14 protein-coding genes and 1 pseudogene are annotated in these 15215 nt (G+C 51.5%); 9 read left to right on the top strand and 6 right to left on the bottom strand.

Translation table 11 applies throughout. The annotated features are described in order from the left end of the window. Window positions 1-356: 356 nt before the first annotated feature. Both AQR02_RS03250 and AQR02_RS03255 read left to right on the top strand, forming a co-directional pair. Window positions 357-2063 carry a methyl-accepting chemotaxis protein gene (locus AQR02_RS03250; RefSeq protein WP_054939370.1) on the top strand — a complete coding sequence of 569 codons (1707 nt, stop codon included), beginning with the start codon at window positions 357-359 and terminating at the stop codon, window positions 2061-2063. After that, window positions 2060-3298 carry an extracellular solute-binding protein gene (locus AQR02_RS03255; RefSeq protein WP_082451610.1) on the top strand — a complete coding sequence of 413 codons (1239 nt, stop codon included), beginning with the start codon at window positions 2060-2062 and terminating at the stop codon, window positions 3296-3298. The genes AQR02_RS03250 and AQR02_RS03255 overlap by 4 nt, the downstream gene beginning before the upstream one ends. 92 nt (window positions 3299-3390) lie before the next feature. On the opposite strand, the gene AQR02_RS03260 is transcribed toward AQR02_RS03255, so the two are convergent. Further along, entirely contained in the window at window positions 3391-4746 is a 1356-nt protein-coding gene (locus tag AQR02_RS03260) for a dipeptidase (protein WP_054939371.1), read from the bottom strand. A gap of 341 nt (window positions 4747-5087) precedes the next feature. Here AQR02_RS03260 and AQR02_RS03265 point away from each other — a divergent pair, with 341 nt between their 5' ends. The 4 genes from AQR02_RS03265 (at window position 5088) to AQR02_RS32235 (ending at window position 7562) form a co-directional block, all read left to right on the top strand. Beyond that, the gene (locus AQR02_RS03265) at window positions 5088-5543 is read left to right on the top strand and encodes a winged helix-turn-helix transcriptional regulator (protein WP_054939372.1); all 456 of its coding nucleotides are present in this window, start codon (window positions 5088-5090) and stop codon (window positions 5541-5543) included. A gap of 38 nt (window positions 5544-5581) precedes the next feature. Further along, the gene (locus tag AQR02_RS03270) at window positions 5582-6541 is read left to right on the top strand and encodes a TRM11 family SAM-dependent methyltransferase (RefSeq protein WP_054941968.1); all 960 of its coding nucleotides are present in this window, start codon (window positions 5582-5584) and stop codon (window positions 6539-6541) included. 48 nt (window positions 6542-6589) lie between these two features. Then, the gene (locus AQR02_RS03275; protein WP_054939373.1) at window positions 6590-7207 is read left to right on the top strand and encodes an NUDIX hydrolase; all 618 of its coding nucleotides are present in this window, start codon (window positions 6590-6592) and stop codon (window positions 7205-7207) included. Window positions 7208-7409: 202 nt separating this feature from the next. After that, window positions 7410-7562 carry a hypothetical protein gene (locus tag AQR02_RS32235; RefSeq protein ID WP_159067677.1) on the top strand — a complete coding sequence of 51 codons (153 nt, stop codon included), beginning with the start codon at window positions 7410-7412 and terminating at the stop codon, window positions 7560-7562. A gap of 159 nt (window positions 7563-7721) precedes the next feature. On the opposite strand, the gene AQR02_RS03280 is transcribed toward AQR02_RS32235, so the two are convergent. The 3 genes from AQR02_RS03280 to AQR02_RS32770 form a co-directional block, all read right to left on the bottom strand. Beyond that, the gene (locus tag AQR02_RS03280; protein ID WP_054939374.1) at window positions 7722-8195 is read right to left on the bottom strand and encodes an ASCH domain-containing protein; all 474 of its coding nucleotides are present in this window, start codon (window positions 8193-8195) and stop codon (window positions 7722-7724) included. Window positions 8196-8213: 18 nt separating this feature from the next. Then, on the bottom strand, window positions 8214-10157 hold the full coding sequence (gene abc-f / locus AQR02_RS03285; RefSeq protein ID WP_054939375.1) for a ribosomal protection-like ABC-F family protein: 1944 nt from the start codon (window positions 10155-10157) through the stop codon (window positions 8214-8216). A 116-nt stretch (window positions 10158-10273) separates the two neighbouring features. After that, window positions 10274-10435, bottom strand: a complete 162-nt coding sequence (locus AQR02_RS32770) for a hypothetical protein (protein WP_167347599.1) — start codon at window positions 10433-10435, stop codon at window positions 10274-10276. A 167-nt stretch (window positions 10436-10602) separates the two neighbouring features. Between AQR02_RS32770 and AQR02_RS03290 the strand changes: the two genes are divergently transcribed. After that, the gene (locus AQR02_RS03290; protein WP_054939376.1) at window positions 10603-10980 is read left to right on the top strand and encodes a PH domain-containing protein; all 378 of its coding nucleotides are present in this window, start codon (window positions 10603-10605) and stop codon (window positions 10978-10980) included. Window positions 10981-11004: 24 nt separating this feature from the next. Here AQR02_RS03290 and chrA read toward each other — a convergent pair whose 3' ends face one another. Then, entirely contained in the window at window positions 11005-11544 is a 540-nt protein-coding gene (gene chrA, locus AQR02_RS03295) for a chromate efflux transporter ChrA (RefSeq protein WP_054939377.1), read from the bottom strand. After that, window positions 11545-12125: pseudogene (gene chrB, locus AQR02_RS03300) on the bottom strand (chromate efflux transporter ChrB). It lies immediately after the preceding gene. A 231-nt stretch (window positions 12126-12356) separates the two neighbouring features. Here chrB and ggt point away from each other — a divergent pair. Then, a complete protein-coding gene (ggt, locus tag AQR02_RS03305) occupies window positions 12357-13934 on the top strand; it encodes a gamma-glutamyltransferase (protein WP_054939378.1) in 1578 nt (525 codons plus the stop codon). A gap of 61 nt (window positions 13935-13995) precedes the next feature. Beyond that, on the top strand, window positions 13996-15183 hold the full coding sequence (locus tag AQR02_RS03310) for an amidase (protein ID WP_054939379.1): 1188 nt from the start codon (window positions 13996-13998) through the stop codon (window positions 15181-15183). Window positions 15184-15215 lie beyond the last annotated feature (32 nt).

Genomic DNA, 15215 nt, shown 5'->3' on the forward strand with positions numbered 1-15215 from the left:
ACCATCTTCGTGAAATCTTAATTAAAGTGGTTAACGAGCAACGACTTATTAAAACGGCTCAGTCGTGTGGAGTATGAAGATTACTTAAAAAAGCGTAAGGGATGGGAGTCCCGGCTTCACGAAGGTACAAACCACCTGCGTTTCCGCCAAGACTCTCATCTTTATTTAAGCCGTCTTGAAAAAGTATTTGTTTGCTAATTGGGCAGACGTAGTTTTTTTTTTGTCCTCAGATGAATGTTTATTTATAAGAGGGTATTTCCTGTGCGGTCTGTTCCAGTAGAAACAGCTTAACTTCAGGGTTGCATTTGCCGATATTATAAACAAATAAAACTACATGAATGAGTGGAGGAAGTTATTTGTCTTTTTCGATGCGCAGTAAGTTATACTTAAGTTTTTCTTCCATTATTATTATTTTGCTGGTGACTGTTGCTGTATCTAATTCGATGACACAGCGCATCACCCATTTAACAAACGATATTATGCTTGCCCAGGAACGCTTGGAAAATGCTCAAATGTTAAATTTATTTGCCAGAATGGCCAATGATGATGGAGCGCATTATTTGCTTGCACCCGATCATTTAAAGGATAATTTTATGAGCAGATATAATACAGATGTAGCATCTGTAAAAAAAAAGTTGATGTACATGAAAACAATTACTGAAAATAAGGAATCCGAAAGCATCCAAAAATTCGAACAGCATTGGGATACTTATCAGAAAAACACTGAAGAAATCATGAGTTTAAGAGAAAGCGGTGACCTAACGAATGCACAAGACCGATTCACAAGACGTTCATTCGATCCTGTCGCATTCTCGCTTGTATCCTTTGCTAAAGAGGAAGAACTAAAAGTAGAACAATATAAAGACCAGATCGCAGCGGCCGGCCAAACAACCAAATTCGTAAATATCCTCATGGCCGCTGTAGCGACTGTGCTTTCGCTTACGATTGCATTTTTAATATCTAACTATTTAATCCGAAGAATAAGATTATTGAAAACTTCGGCGATAACAGTTGCACAAGGAGACTTATCTGTCCCTGAACTGCATTTTAAAGGGAAAGATGAACTCACGGATTTAGCCGTGGCATTTAATACAATGACTCAATCACTTCGTTCATTGATCAGCAGTGCAGGTGATGTGTCCATGCAGGTAGCTGCCTCTTCTGCCCAGTTACAATCCAGTGCGGAGCAGACAAGCAGTGCTACTGCGCATATTGCCGCCATTATGCAGGAGTTTACGACTGGAACGGAAAAACAGGCCAATCATGTCGAGAAAGATATGCAGATTATCAAACAATTATCTACTAACGTTCATCAAATCACAGCAAATAATCAGACGGTACTTAACACAGTAAATACTACTTCAGAGACGGCTATACAAGGAAAGTTGGATCTGGTAAATGCCATTCAACAAGTGCGTGTTATCGAAGAGAGCAATACTAAGCTAGATAGAATTGTATCCGGCTTTAACAACCAAGCTAATCAAATTGGAGAGGCTATACGACTGATTATGCAGATCACGAAGCAAACGGAGCTGCTTGCTTTGAATGCTAGTATTGAAGCTGCACGTGCAGGTGAGCACGGAAAAGGTTTTGCGGTAGTAGCAGGAGAGGTTCGCAAGCTTTCAGAGCAATCCAAAGAATCAGCTAATCAGATTGCTGCTCTGATTACCGGTATCCAGGAAGAGGCGGGTATAGCTAGAAATGAAATGAATCATGGAACAATAGAAGTTCAAAAAGGGATTCAACTCATTGAAGTTGCCGGCAACTCTTTTGAAGGGATTCTCAACCTGATCCGGAAAGTACAAAAGGATATTGTAGAAGTAACGCGCTCTATGGGATACATCCAGGAAGATACAGAGAACTTGGTTGGAACTATGGAACAAATATCTCAGATTGCCAAAGAAAATGCATCGGGTACACATGGTGTTGCCGCCTCTACCGAGCAGCAGCTTGCATCGATGGAAGAGATTTCTGCATCATCTTCAGCTTTAGCCAACCTGGCAGAAGAGTTAAGTGACCTGATTGGTCAATTCAAATTGGCGAAAAAGGAAAATGAACAATGAGAAAAAAATTAAATATGCTTTTAGGCTCAGCATTAATGATGCTTCTCCTTTCGGCTTGCGCTAATTCTGCAGCAGATAAAGTTGAGTTGACATTTTGGACGACTACGGATAAAGGGGAACAAACAGACTTTTTACAACAACGGATTGATGCGTATAATGCAGAACATCCCAACGTGAAAGTGACGCTTGCACCGGTGGATTTTGGTACTGCTTCAAACCAGTTTAAGTCAGCTTTGCTTAGTGGCGAAAAGGTGGATATCTTTCGCTCAGATAATAGCTGGATACCGGAATTTGCGGACTTAGGGTTACTGTATCCACTGGATGAGTTAGCATCAGACAAAGATAGAGCAAGTTATGTTGCCTCTGCTCTGCAATCAAACGAGTATCAAGGGAGCCTTTATGGTTTGCCTTCTGTGTTAGAAGCGCCGGCACTTCTTTATAATAAACGGATATTACATGAAGCTGGATATAGTTCACCTCCAGCTACTATGGACGAATTGCTGCAGATCGCCAAGAAAGTTTCATCTAAAGATCGCTATGGAGTCTATTTAAATAATGATTCTTATTATGCATTGCCTTACCTATGGGCTTTTGGCGGAAGCACAATAACAGATGATAAAAAAATCGAACTTACGTCTGATAATTCAATTAGTGCCTTATCCTTTATGCTTCAATTAAAACAAGAAGGGGCCACTCAGAAGTATCCTGATTTCAGTGATTCTTATAGCAGAATGATGCAGGATTTCACAGAGGGGAAATCAGCAATGATTATCAATGGACCCTGGGCTGTTCTGGAAATTCTGGAAGGGAGCGAATTCAAGGACGCAGATAATCTTGGTATTGCTCAGATTCCGGCAGGACCAAACGGGCAAGGCTCTCCAATAGGTGGACATAGCTTCGTAGTTTCGAAGTACAGTGATTATCCGGAAGAAGCTTACGAAGTCATTAAATATCTAACTAGTGAAGAAACCCAGCTGCTCCAGTCGGAAAGACTTAGAACATTGCCTACACAGACCAGTGTCTATCAAAATCAAAAGTTGGCTGATGATCCCATTATCCAGGGATTTAAGGATCAGGTAGATGTAGCAAAAGCAAGGCCTCTAATTCCGGAAGGCTCCCAGATGTTTAACGATTTCACTCCTAATCTCACGGATATTTTACTTGGCAAACAATCTGTTCAGGCTGGAGTTCAAAAGATTGAACAAGCATGGAAACTTATGCTGAATATAGAGTGAATAGAAACACAAAAAAGCTAGGCTCTCGGAATACCCCGGGAGCCTGGCTTTATTACTGCATATATCAAGTCACGAATACCTAGCGGTCTTGCTTATACCGTCTTCAGGAACTCGACAATTGTAAGCAGGCCCTTATCAAAGTTCTCCAGGTTGAAGTGCTCATCCGGAGCGTGCAGGTTCTCGTCATCAAGACCAAAGCCCATCAGGACAACCGGTGCCTTCAGAATGCGGGAGAAGCTCTCCATAATCGGGATCGATCCGCCGTCTTTGGTGAAGAGGGCGCGGGTCCCGTATACTTTGCCAAAAGCATCTGCAGCCGTCTGCAGAATCGGGTTCGACGGATCAATGTTGAAGGCGCGCGCTTTTTCCATCTGCTTCACCTGTACCTTTGCCCCTGCCTGGATATTGGTATTTAGATGAGCTTCCACAGCATCCAGAATATGCTGCGGATCCTGGTCGCCGACCAGGCGGCAGGTAATCTTGGCATGAGCTTCCTTTGGAATGACGGTTTTGCTGCCTTCCCCCTGGAAGCCGCCGTAGACACCGTTAAGCTCAAGCGTCGGACGCGCGCCGACCCGCTCAACAAAGCTGTAGCCTTCTTCACCGTACAACTGATCGAGGCCGAGGGATTCTCTGATCTTCTCTTCATTCACACCCTGTTTGGCGAACTCTTCACGCAGCAGCGGGGAGAGCTCAGGCACGCCCTGGTAGAAGCCTTCAACAGCTACGCGGCCTTTGTCATCATGAAGCGAGCTGAGCAATGAGACTAGTGCGTGAAGCGCATTGGGTACCCCACCGCCGTAAGAGCCGGAGTGCAAATCGGTGGAAGCCGTATGGACGCTGACTTCAAGGGAGCAGAGGCCGCGAAGACCGGTGCAGATCGCCGGGCGCCCGCGTTCCAGGAGGGCAGTGTCGGAGACGAGTACCGCATCCGCTGCCAGCTTATCCTTGCTTGCTTCCAGGAACGGCGGCAGATTTACGCTGCCGATTTCTTCTTCGCCTTCGATGCACAGCTTGATATTGACCGGCAGTGTGCCTTCCTGCTTAAGGATAGCTTCGATGGCTTTGATGTGCATGAATACCTGGCCTTTATCGTCAGTAGCTCCGCGTGCATAGAGCTTGCCGTCGCGGATTTCCGGTTCGAACGGAGGTGTTGTCCACAGGTGTAGCGGATCTACCGGCTGAACATCATAGTGGCCGTAGACAAGAATAGTCGGCTTCCCTGGAGCATGCAGATAGTCGGCATATATCACGGGATGGCCCGCAGTAGGATGGATTTCAATATTCTCCAGTCCGGCGCGTTTCAGGGTCTCAGTCAGCCAATGGGCTGCCGAGTTGACATCCTGTTTATGCACAGAAAGGGCAGAAATACTGGGAATGGCCAGCCATTCCTTCAATTCAGAGAGCTGAGCTTCGCGCTCAGCCTGGAAATATTGTTCATAAGTCATAGTGAATATGTACCTCCTTGGAGTTTCGCTGCGCTAAACCATTCAGTTAAATTCAAATCCTGAATCTGCCCGCTAATTGACCACTGGCTAGTTTGGCAGTGTAATGCATCCATTATACTGGAGAACTCACTATGGATCAAAAGGATTGATGGTTCGGCTTACCAGTTGATCGTTGCCGGGGTTACAACTTGCAATGATGTGTCCTCCCGCATTGTGATTATTTTCATATTTCCCCAGTTCCCTTCCGGTTGTTGATTACGTTCAGTAACCATGCTAGACTTAACTGACCTATGGCGCAAGAAGGCACTATTAAATGCTTAGGTTACATGGAGGTAACCATTATGGACCGATCATTCACTGCGCAAGACCGGCTGCAGCCGCTGCTGGAGGATTGTACCATTGCCCGGCAGATTCTAGACCGGGTCGGCGATAAATGGAGTGTGCTCATCATCGTCAATCTCGGTTCCGGGCCCTTGCGGTTCAAGGAGCTGCAGCGGCGCTCCGGTGGAATCTCACAGCGGATGCTGACCCAGACCCTCCGCTATCTGGAGCGCGATGGCATGGTCTGGAGGAAAGCAACACCCACGGTCCCCCTAACCGTTGAATACGGTCTAACCGCGCTGGGAGAGTCCCTGCTGCAGCCGCTGACATCTCTGGTCGGATGGGTAAACGGGAATCGTGAAGAAATTACCAGTGCGCGTATAAGCTATGACAGCAGGCAAGAGGATGCCTTAACGGCAGAAGGTCTGGAAGAAACAACAGCGCCGCCAGCGGCGGAAGCGATAGGAGCGGAATAATAGTGTCAGCGAATTCACAATCAGGTTTGGAGCATGAAATGAACCAAGTTCAGACGGGAGAGATTCCCGCTTATATTTATACATATGCCTGTTCGGGGGACGAGCTGGATTTATGCGGGATGGAGCTGCGCTGTTTGTTTGGCCAAACAATTCCTCCTGGCATCTTCGCCAGCAGTATTAATGTAGAAGTCAGCCGCAGTCCGTTTATCAAGGAACGGATTGATGTAATGTACGCCGGAGACAGCCTGCCGGAAATTTATAAGCAGACAGAACAGGTAGAAGTGGACGGAAAGACCTTTAAGGTGATTTTTGTGAAGACCAATGATCTGTCCCCGGAGGACAAAATAGAGTACGATGAACGCAGAGTAATTGAACGGGAAATCGGCCTGCGCATCGAGGGAGAGGCGGATGTAAACCGTCCGGAGCTAGTGTACGGTATTGTAACGCTGGGCGGCCGCTGGTACTTTGGGACCTATCATAAGAACCAAGCGACCTGGTTCCGCCAGATGAAGAAACCGCGCAGTTACTCCATTGCGCTCAGTACGCGCGTGGCCCGGGCAGCAGTCAACATGGCTGTGCCGCAGCCGGCCGGTATCAGAGCTATTGATCCTTGCTGCGGCATCGGAACGGTAATGGTCGAAGCGCTGTCTATGGGAATTGATATTGTCGGACGTGACATTAATCCCTTCATAGCGGCGGGAGCACGGACGAATATTGCCCATTTCGGCTTTGAAAGTGAGGTCACCCTGGGTGATATCGCCGACATAACGGAGCATTACGATGCAGCGGTTGTGGACATGCCTTATAATTTGTACTCGAGCATCACGCCTGAAGAGCAGTTTGATATCCTGGTTAATGCCCGCAGAATTGCTGACCGGGTTGTCATTGTAGCCATTGAAGCGATGGACGAAATGATCGCAGCTGCCGGGTTTGAAATTATAGACCGCTGTGTGGCCAAAAAAGGCCTGTTCTCCCGTCATTTGATGCTTTGCAGATAACTTATTCATCCGCAGAAATATAAAAATTTGAGTGGAGGCGCTGCTGTGATGGAAGCGAAATGGTTGACCTGGGCCAAGGAAATTCAGGCCATTGCCCAGACGGGTCTTACATACGCCAAGGATGTTTACGATATTGAGCGGTATCAGGCGCTGCGTGAGCTTAGCGTAGATATTCTGGCGAATTATACGTTTGAGAGCAAGGAGAAGATCCGGCTAGCTTTTGCAGAGGAGGAAGGATACTGTACACCGAAGGTGGATATCCGCGGTGTTATTTTTCAGGACGGGAAAATTTTGCTGGTCCGCGAGAAGCTCGACGGTAACTGGGCGCTTCCCGGGGGTTGGGGGGATATCGGGCTGTCGCCGAGTGAGGTGGCGGTCAAGGAGATCGCCGAAGAGTCGGGTTATCAGGCTGAAGCGGTTCGGCTGCTCGCTGTGCTGGACAAAAAGTTCCATAATCACCCGCCGGAGCCGTATCATGTATACAAATTTTTTATTCTGTGCCGGATTACAGGAGGAGAAGCATCGGAAGGTGTAGAAACTAATGGAGTCGGCTTTTTTGGTGAAGATGAACTGCCTGAGCTGTCCCAGGAACGGAATACGGAAAAGCAGATCAAGATGCTGTTCGAATTCTTAAAAAATCCTGAAAAGCCAGTCATATTGGACTAGGAAAGTGCATATAATGTATGACAAAGTGAAATATAAGTTTTAATTAGGCAAAAACTGGTTAATAATAATTATGAAAGCCTTTACAAAAAACATCCGCTGAGCCTTTATATCTAAAAAATTATCCGGAAACATAACTTTTTGGGCCGGGCGGTCTACATTTTTTCCTCTACTGTGACGATAAGATATTTTAGGAGGGGATCGCATGGAACAAGAAGAGTTAAGACTTCCGCTTACACAGGAGAGTGTAACACGTCCTGCCGAAGGCAATATTGCTACGGGACTGGTATGGGGTATTCTGATCAGCATTCCCTTATGGATCTCAGTATTCGGCTGGATCACGGGAATCTCGCGGTAAACAGCACCCGAAGAATTACATCCTACATGAATTGCAACTATACAATGAAGGCTGCCTCTCCGCCACGGAAGAAGCGGCCTTTTTAGTTCGCTGCATATATTGCTTCCACAAAAACGGCTGTGCCCCTGTTTAAGGATGGCACAGCCGTTTTGCTTCAGGTTACGGCACTTGCTTCACATGCACCAGACGGAAGTTCTCACACACTACTTTCATAGTAGGGTCGAAAGGCATGCCGTAGCGATTGAATTCTCTTGTAAAATACACCTCGTGCTCATGACGCCACGATTCCAGTGAACGGTCATCTTCACCCTCGGAATAAGCGAATTCCGCAGTCACTTCATTAAAAGGGACGGTCTCGATATGCGCTGTTTCGATGATTGCCCTCGGTGCGCCGTCTCCATCCAGCAGGATGGAATGGCCGCCGATAAAAGGCAGGCTTAATCCCTGCTTTTCGAACAGTATCTTATTGGAAGCGGTCCCCGTCTTAATTCCTTGCAGTACCAGCTCCAGGAGCTCGTCTGCCAGCCGGGGGTTGTCACCGAAGGCCCATGCACTGTCGTATTTATCCTTTGCCTCCGGGTGCCCTTCTACATATGCGTTCCAGTAGTCTGCTATAGCTGTGTTTTCTGTCATTCTGTCCACCTTTGCCTCTCAATTCATTTCCGTTTCGTTCATCCAGGCTGCATATAAGTCATCCAGCTGGACCTGCGCGGCATCCCGCGAGCGCTGAAGCTCAGCCAGCTTCAGCGCATCGCTGGCGATGGATGGCTCAAGCATCTCTGCATCTATCCGGCTCACCCGATCTTCGGCTGCGGCGATCTCATCCTCCCAAATGACCGCAGCAAGCGGTTTGCGGGAGGAAGCGGGAGGAGCGGAGCTGCGGCTTCGTGAGGAATCACTTTTCAGCGGGGCGCCGTCTTTTGAACCGACAGCCACTGCCTCTGATGAGCGGGCAGCGGCTTTCTCGGCCTGTTTCTCCTTGTAATATTCATAATTCCCGGAGAATGCATAGAACCGGCCGTCTTCAATCGACCACAGTTTGCCGAAGCAGCGGTTGATGAAATAGCGGTCATGGGAAACGGCCAGCACGGTGCCGGGGAATTCCTCCAGCGCCTCTTCCAGCGCCTCGCGGGAATCAATATCGAGATGATTGGTCGGCTCATCAAGGATGAGCAGGTTCGGACGGCGGTGCATCAGCACCGCGAAGCGCAGCCGCGTCCATTCTCCGCCGGAAAGATTGGTGATGTCCTTAAACACATCACTGCCGTAGAAGAGGAAGCGGGCAAGCTGTCCGCGGGCTTCGCCTTCCTCCAGACCCGCCTCTTCGCGGAAATAACGCAGTACAGACAGTTTGCCGTCCTCAGGAACGGCTTCCTGGGCGAGATAACCTACAGCCGCCCGTGATCCCAGTGTACAGCTTCCGCTGTCCGGGGCCTCCTGGCCGAGAATCATCCGCAGCAATGTGCTTTTGCCGGCGCCGTTACCTCCGATGAGTGCGGTGGTTTCTCCGTATCTCAGGATATCGCTGGCTCCTCTGAAGAGGACGCGGCTGCCATAGCCTTTACTGATCTGGTCCAGGATAACGACCTGATTGCCTGTCCGGTCATCCTGCTGCAGCTGCAGATCCATCGCTTTGCGCTCCAGAACCGGACGTTTGACCTTGACCATCCGGTCGAGCGCCTTTTGCATCGAGGCGGCCCGGCGGTGAAAGGAAGGATTCGGCGGATTGGAGCGGTTGCCCCATTCGATCAGCCGCTTGATGCTTTCCTGCATCTGTTTGATTTTCTTTTGCTGCTCCTGATAATCGGCGAACTGCTGAAGCAGACGGGCTTCCTTCTCTACTTGATAACCACTGTAATTAGTGTGGTAGGTAATGGCTTCACCGTCTTCAATTTCAACCACCTTCCTGACGACGGCATCGAGGAAATAGCGGTCATGGGAAATGGCCAGTACGGTGCCATCATAGTTCTGGAGGTACTGCTCCAGCCATTCGATAGCCTCCATGTCCAGGTGATTGGTCGGCTCGTCTAGCAGCAGAACGTCGGGTCGGCGCAGCAGCAGCTCAGCCAGACCGACCTTTGTTTTCTCGCCGCCGGAGAGGGAAGCGAACACGCGGTCATATTGGGAAGCAGTGATGCCGAGGCCTTGCGCGACGCGCTGGATGGACGAATCAATCTCGTACCCTCCGGCCGCTTCGAATCTCTCCTGCAGGCTGCCGTATTCCTTAAGCAGCCTGTTCCAGGCAGCTTCCTCAGTCCCGGCGCCAGGCCCGGACATTTGCTGCTCCAGCTCCCGCAGCCGGCTCTGCCACGCGAGAGGTTCGGCAAAGCTGCGCTGCAGAACGGCATAGACAGTTTCCTGAGCGTCGGCTTCTTGGATCTGTGCGAGCAGGCCGACAATGCTGCCCCGGCGGATGGATATTTGTCCTTGATCCGGGCGTTCTTCTCCGCTAAGCAGGCGGAAGAGGGTGGTTTTGCCGCAGCCGTTGCGGCCGATCAGGCCGATCTTCTCGCCCTGGCGGATATCGAAGGTGATGTCACTCAGTACGAGCTGGGCACCGTGGTATTTTTGAACGTTTTGACATGAGATGATCATGTGAATTCTCCTTTTTAGAATGCCCTGAGCCGCTTGATCAGGATGGGGGCCGGAAAAGAACATAAAAAGGCCGCGAGGAAATTTCCCCGCGGCCTTGAACAGTTCTCCGGTCTCGTTTATCCGTTGAAGTGTGGCTGGAAAGGCATTTCACAATGGTTTAGTGTTATTAAATTCTTGTAAATGGACAGACTTCTCCCGTTGTCGGCATTTACATGAACGATGCCAGCCATAGCGATAGGCAGCCGGCTAATAACACTGTTGGTCCAATTGCGATCCATTCCTCCACACCTCCTTCGTAACAAATTTAAAATTAGTTTAACCAATATCGGCAGAATATGCAAGGGCAAAAGGGATTTTTTACCGCATATAACTCCGGCCGCACAAGTAGGATGTTAGGGAGCGGTGCTGGCCGCCCAAATTTTTGACACGGGAAAGAGGAGAGACTATGGCGATTTTTAACGGTCTCCTGGGTAATGCAACCCAGGTTGAGCTTGCCGATGTACAGCGGGAGTATGCGCGGATTCTTGCCCCTCAGGAGAAGATCGAACGGGCTTATAAGCTGATCAGGGATATGTTTATTTTTACGGATAAACGGCTGATCCTCGTCGATAAACAGGGCGTAACCGGCAAGAAGACACAGTACCACTCCATACCCTATAAGAGCATTTCCCATTATTCCGTGGAAACTGCGGGCCACTTTGATCTGGATGCGGAGCTGTGTCTTTATGTATCCGGCAGTGCCCTCCCGCTCAAGAAGACATTCAATAAATCAGTCAATATCTATGAGGTGCAGGCGGTGCTGTCACAGTATATTTTGAAATAAGGGCCCGACGTTTCTGCGGGGTAGCTAGACGGTATGCGAAAGTACGAACCCCCCATAGGCAAAAGCGGCAACAATCACAAGTGCAGGATGCAGCTTCAGCCACTTCATAGCGGCAAAAGCAATTACGGCAATGATTAGAGTCTGCCAGATCCCGATGGCTTCTGCCGGACTCTTAGCCATTTGAATCGTAAGCACAGTCATCATAACGGCGATTACCGGCTGTACAAGCAGAGTCATCCCTTTTACGACAGGGGATTGCTTATATTTCTGCATGACTTGAAGCAGGATGATCAGTGCAGCGGCAGAGGGGAGAACGGTAGCCAGTAGCGAAACAATGACTCCTATCCAGCCTAAGACATCATAGCCGACGTAAGCGGCGATTTTGGTGGCAATCGGACCGGGCAGGGCATTGCCAAGCGCCAGCATATTAGAAAATTGCTCGTCGGTGAGCCAGCCGTAGTGCGGGACAATTTCCTCGTACATCAGCGGAATGGAGGAGGGGCCGCCGCCATAACCCAGCAGATTAGCCATGAAAAATCCGAAAATCAGTTCTAGCCATTCCATTTAGGCGGTCCCTCCCTTCTTATTTTTCCTCGCGAGTATCCGGTAGTGAACCGTTCCATAAGCGAGATAGAGCACGATAACAATGGCAGGATGCAGATGCAGTACTTCAAGCAGCACCAGCGCCAGAACCAGGAAGGCAGCTCCAATCCACTTCCCGAGCCCTTTGAACGCTTTTTGTGCGAATTCGTAAGCCATCATTCCGAGCATTACCGCGATGACGGGTGAGACGGCCGCGATCATACCCGCCACGACTTTGGAGCCGCTTAAGTAATTGACGGCGGAGAGCAGTGCAATCATCGCGATGCAGCTGGGCAGGATATGCGCCAGCACGGAGAGCAGCGCCCCCCGGATCCCTTAAGCTTATATCCGAGATATGCGGCCATCTTGGTGGCGATCGGCCCCGGCAAGGCGTTAGCGATGGCCAGCGTCTCCCCGAACTCGTCGTCCGTCAGCCAGCCGTATCGGGTTACGGCATCATGCCGGATCAGCGGAATGACGGACGGCCCCCCGCCGTAGCCGAGAATACCCGTTCTGCACATGGCCACGGCAATTTGCACATATTCATTATTGGTTGATTTCACGGGACTCCCCCTAAAAGTTTATAAGCTTAGCCAGAGTTTGAGTTTGACTCATTCTATAACAACTGGTATGAAGGCAACTACTGCACATACCGTATTTGCACTAATCTTTGTGCATGGCTCACAAAAACAGGCCGGTTGAATTTGAGTTTGCCCTTAACACATTGACAGGGGAATTTGCTGTACGGTTAAATGACACTAACCTTAAGCGTTTTTGGAAATGGAGATGGGCGCATGACGACAGGGCCAGTAATCGGCACAAAAACAATGGTGGTCAGCCCCCATTACTTAGCTTCCGCAGCCGGGGCGGGAATCCTGCAAAAAGGGGGCAATGCTTTTGATGCGGCGGTAGCGGTCAGCGCTGCGCTCGCCGTAGTCTATCCGCATATGACCGGGCTTGGCGGCGATGCCTTTTGGCTCACTTACAGTGCCGGCGAAGGGCGCGTCCGGGCCTACAACGGCAGCGGACGATCCGGCTACGGTGTCCGCAGGGACCGTTACGCCGGGGAAGCGGCGATTCCCCGGCGGGGTATCCGCAGCGCCATTACGGTGCCCGGAATGGCGGACAGCTGGGAGGCGGTCCAGCGCCAGTATGGCCGCCTGACCTTCGCGGAGGTGCTGGAGCCGGCGATCGGCTACGCCTCCGCAGGGTTTCCGCTGTCGCCGGATCAGTACGGCAACAGTATCTTAGCCGGAGCCGCGCTGACGCCCGAGGCGGCGGCGATCTATCTTCCCGGCGGACGGCCTCCGGCTGTCCACGGGAAGTTCGTGCAGACGCAGCTGGCCGGGACGCTGCGTCTGCTTGCGGCAGGCGGACGCGACGCCTTCTATAAGGGGGGGATTGCGCAGGATATAGCCAATTATATGCATGCCGCCGGCGGGTATCTCACCCGTGATGATTTTGCCGATCATCACGGGGAATGGGTGGACCCCGTCTCCACCGATTATCACGGGCATACCGTTTATCAGGCGCCGCCCAACTCACAGGGCTTTGCGGCACTGATGGCCCTGAATATCCTGGAGCACTTTGATTTCGGGAATATCGAACAGGGTTCCTACGAGTATTATCACCTGCTGGCGGAGGCTTTGAAGCTCAGCTTCCGCGACCGGGATCAGGTGCTTACCGATCCGGCATTCCGCCCGGTCCCGCTGGACCAGCTGCTGGATAAGCAGTATGCCGGGCAGCTCGCGGCATCCATCTCCATGCAGCGGGCTGCAGCGCTGGGCAGCGAGCCGATTGGCCGGGATACGGCCTATGCCGCTGTAGTGGACGGCGAGGGTAATGCGGTGTCGTTCATACAAAGCCTTTATTTTGAATTCGGATCAGGTGCTGTGGCTGGAGAGACGGGAATTCTGCTGCAAAACCGCGGCTCCTTCTTCTCGCTCGATCCTGCACATATCAATACGCTGGAGCCGCATAAGCGTACGTTTCACACGCTTATGCCGGCCATGGCCTGTAAGGATGGCAAACCCGCCTTTCTCTATGGCACACAAGGCGGAGAAGGGCAGCCGCAGACCCAGACGATGCTGCTGACACGGATGCTGCATTACGGCATGAATCCGCAGGAGGCGGTGAAAGCACCGCGATTCGTGTGGGGCAGAACCTGGGGAGAACCGACGCAGGAGCTGAGAGTGGAGAAGCGCGTAGGGCAGCATGTGCTTGATGACCTGGCCGCAGCCGGCCATATTGTCCGGCAGGCCGGAGAATATGACGGCATCATGGGCCATGCGCATGCCATCGCCATAGACGGCAACGGCTACCGCAGCGGCGGTACTGATCCGCGCTGCGATGGTGCAGCCATTGGCTGGTAGGGCATTGCTGCGGCAAACGAATCACTTCCCTGTTCGGTCCGGGAGGAAAGGAGAGGAAGAGATGATCCTTAATAATCAACATGGCGCTTTCATTGTCCCGGAGCTTGAAGTAACCGGCCGGAAACTGGGCGTGTTAGAAGGTCTTAGTTTTGCTGTAAAGGATGTGTTCTCCGTAGCCGGGCACAGCTCTTCCGCCGGTAATCCCGACTGGCTGCGCACCCATAAACCATCTGCTAACCATGCGGCGGCGGTGCTTAAACTGCTGGAGGCCGGAGCGTCCTTACGCGGAGCCGCCCATACGGATGAGCTGATGTATAGTCTGGGCGGTGAGAATCATCACTACGGCACACCGCTTAACCCGCGCGGGCCTGGACGGATACCCGGCGGTTCCTCGAGCGGCTCGGCAGTGGCGGTAGCCTCCGGCGAAGCAGACTTCGCGCTTGGCACGGACACGGGCGGTTCAATCCGTGTTCCCTCGTCTTATTGCGGGGTGTATGGCTTTCGGCCGACGCATGGTGCGGTGGAGATGGACGGGGTGATTCCGCTGGCACCTGGGTTTGACACGGTGGGCTGGATGGCGGACAGCCCGGAATTGCTGCTGCGGATAGGCAAGGTGCTGCTCCGTAAGGAGCGGCTGCCATTACAGCAGAACAGTGACAGAATGAGCAAGCTGTACATCCCTGCAGATTGCTGGGCCCTGGCAGAAGCGGGGAGCTCCGAATTCCTTGAGCAAGGCCTCCGCCGGCTGCAGGCGGGAGCAGATGAAACGCTGGAAACGGTTATTTCAGCGGAAGGCCTGAAAACCTGGATGGATGTGTTCAGGGAGCTGCAGGGTACAGAAATCTGGGCCACCCATGGAGCGTGGATTGAACAGGAGCAGCCGGTCTTTGGACCGGACATTGCCGCACGCTTCACTTGGGCGGCAGCCATTGCCGGGGAAGATCACACCCGGTCCGAGTCGCTGCGCCAGGAGATCACGGCCAGGCTGCGGGATCTGCTTGGGGAAGACGGATGTCTGGTCATCCCGACCGTTCCCGGACCGGCGCCGCTGCGCGGCGGTGATCTGCAGCAGCTGGAACTGAACCGCAGCGGAGCCATGATGCTCTGCTGCATTGCCGGTCTGGCGGGACTGCCGCAAATCACGCTGCCGGTTTATGGACCCGGCGGACTGCCGCTGGGACTGTCTGTCATCGGCGGTCACGGCCAGGATCTCCGCCTGCTCTCATGGGTCCGGCAAAATTGGATTTAGAAGCAAATAACAGCTGGCCTACCCGACTTCCG

Source organism: Paenibacillus ihuae (assembly GCF_001368795.1).
Lineage (GTDB): Bacteria > Bacillota > Bacilli > Paenibacillales > Paenibacillaceae > Paenibacillus_AQ > Paenibacillus_AQ ihuae.

What these genes read in the sequence shown, in the direction of transcription:
- AQR02_RS03260 (WP_054939371.1), bottom strand. Translation starts at nt 4,746, where the DNA reads ATGACTTATGAACAATATTTCCAGGCTGAGCGCGAAGCTCAGCTCTCT.
- AQR02_RS03255 (WP_082451610.1), top strand. Translation starts at nt 2,060, where the DNA reads ATGAGAAAAAAATTAAATATGCTTTTAGGCTCAGCATTAATGATGCTT.
- AQR02_RS32235 (WP_159067677.1), top strand. Translation starts at nt 7,410, where the DNA reads ATGGAACAAGAAGAGTTAAGACTTCCGCTTACACAGGAGAGTGTAACA.
- abc-f (WP_054939375.1), bottom strand. Translation starts at nt 10,157, where the DNA reads ATGATCATCTCATGTCAAAACGTTCAAAAATACCACGGTGCCCAGCTC.
- AQR02_RS03270 (WP_054941968.1), top strand. Translation starts at nt 5,582, where the DNA reads ATGAACCAAGTTCAGACGGGAGAGATTCCCGCTTATATTTATACATAT.
- chrA (WP_054939377.1), bottom strand. Translation starts at nt 11,544, where the DNA reads ATGGAATGGCTAGAACTGATTTTCGGATTTTTCATGGCTAATCTGCTG.
- AQR02_RS03265 (WP_054939372.1), top strand. Translation starts at nt 5,088, where the DNA reads ATGGACCGATCATTCACTGCGCAAGACCGGCTGCAGCCGCTGCTGGAG.
- AQR02_RS03280 (WP_054939374.1), bottom strand. Translation starts at nt 8,195, where the DNA reads ATGACAGAAAACACAGCTATAGCAGACTACTGGAACGCATATGTAGAA.
- ggt (WP_054939378.1), top strand. Translation starts at nt 12,357, where the DNA reads ATGACGACAGGGCCAGTAATCGGCACAAAAACAATGGTGGTCAGCCCC.
- AQR02_RS32770 (WP_167347599.1), bottom strand. Translation starts at nt 10,435, where the DNA reads ATGGATCGCAATTGGACCAACAGTGTTATTAGCCGGCTGCCTATCGCT.
- AQR02_RS03275 (WP_054939373.1), top strand. Translation starts at nt 6,590, where the DNA reads ATGGAAGCGAAATGGTTGACCTGGGCCAAGGAAATTCAGGCCATTGCC.
- AQR02_RS03290 (WP_054939376.1), top strand. Translation starts at nt 10,603, where the DNA reads ATGGCGATTTTTAACGGTCTCCTGGGTAATGCAACCCAGGTTGAGCTT.
- AQR02_RS03310 (WP_054939379.1), top strand. Translation starts at nt 13,996, where the DNA reads ATGATCCTTAATAATCAACATGGCGCTTTCATTGTCCCGGAGCTTGAA.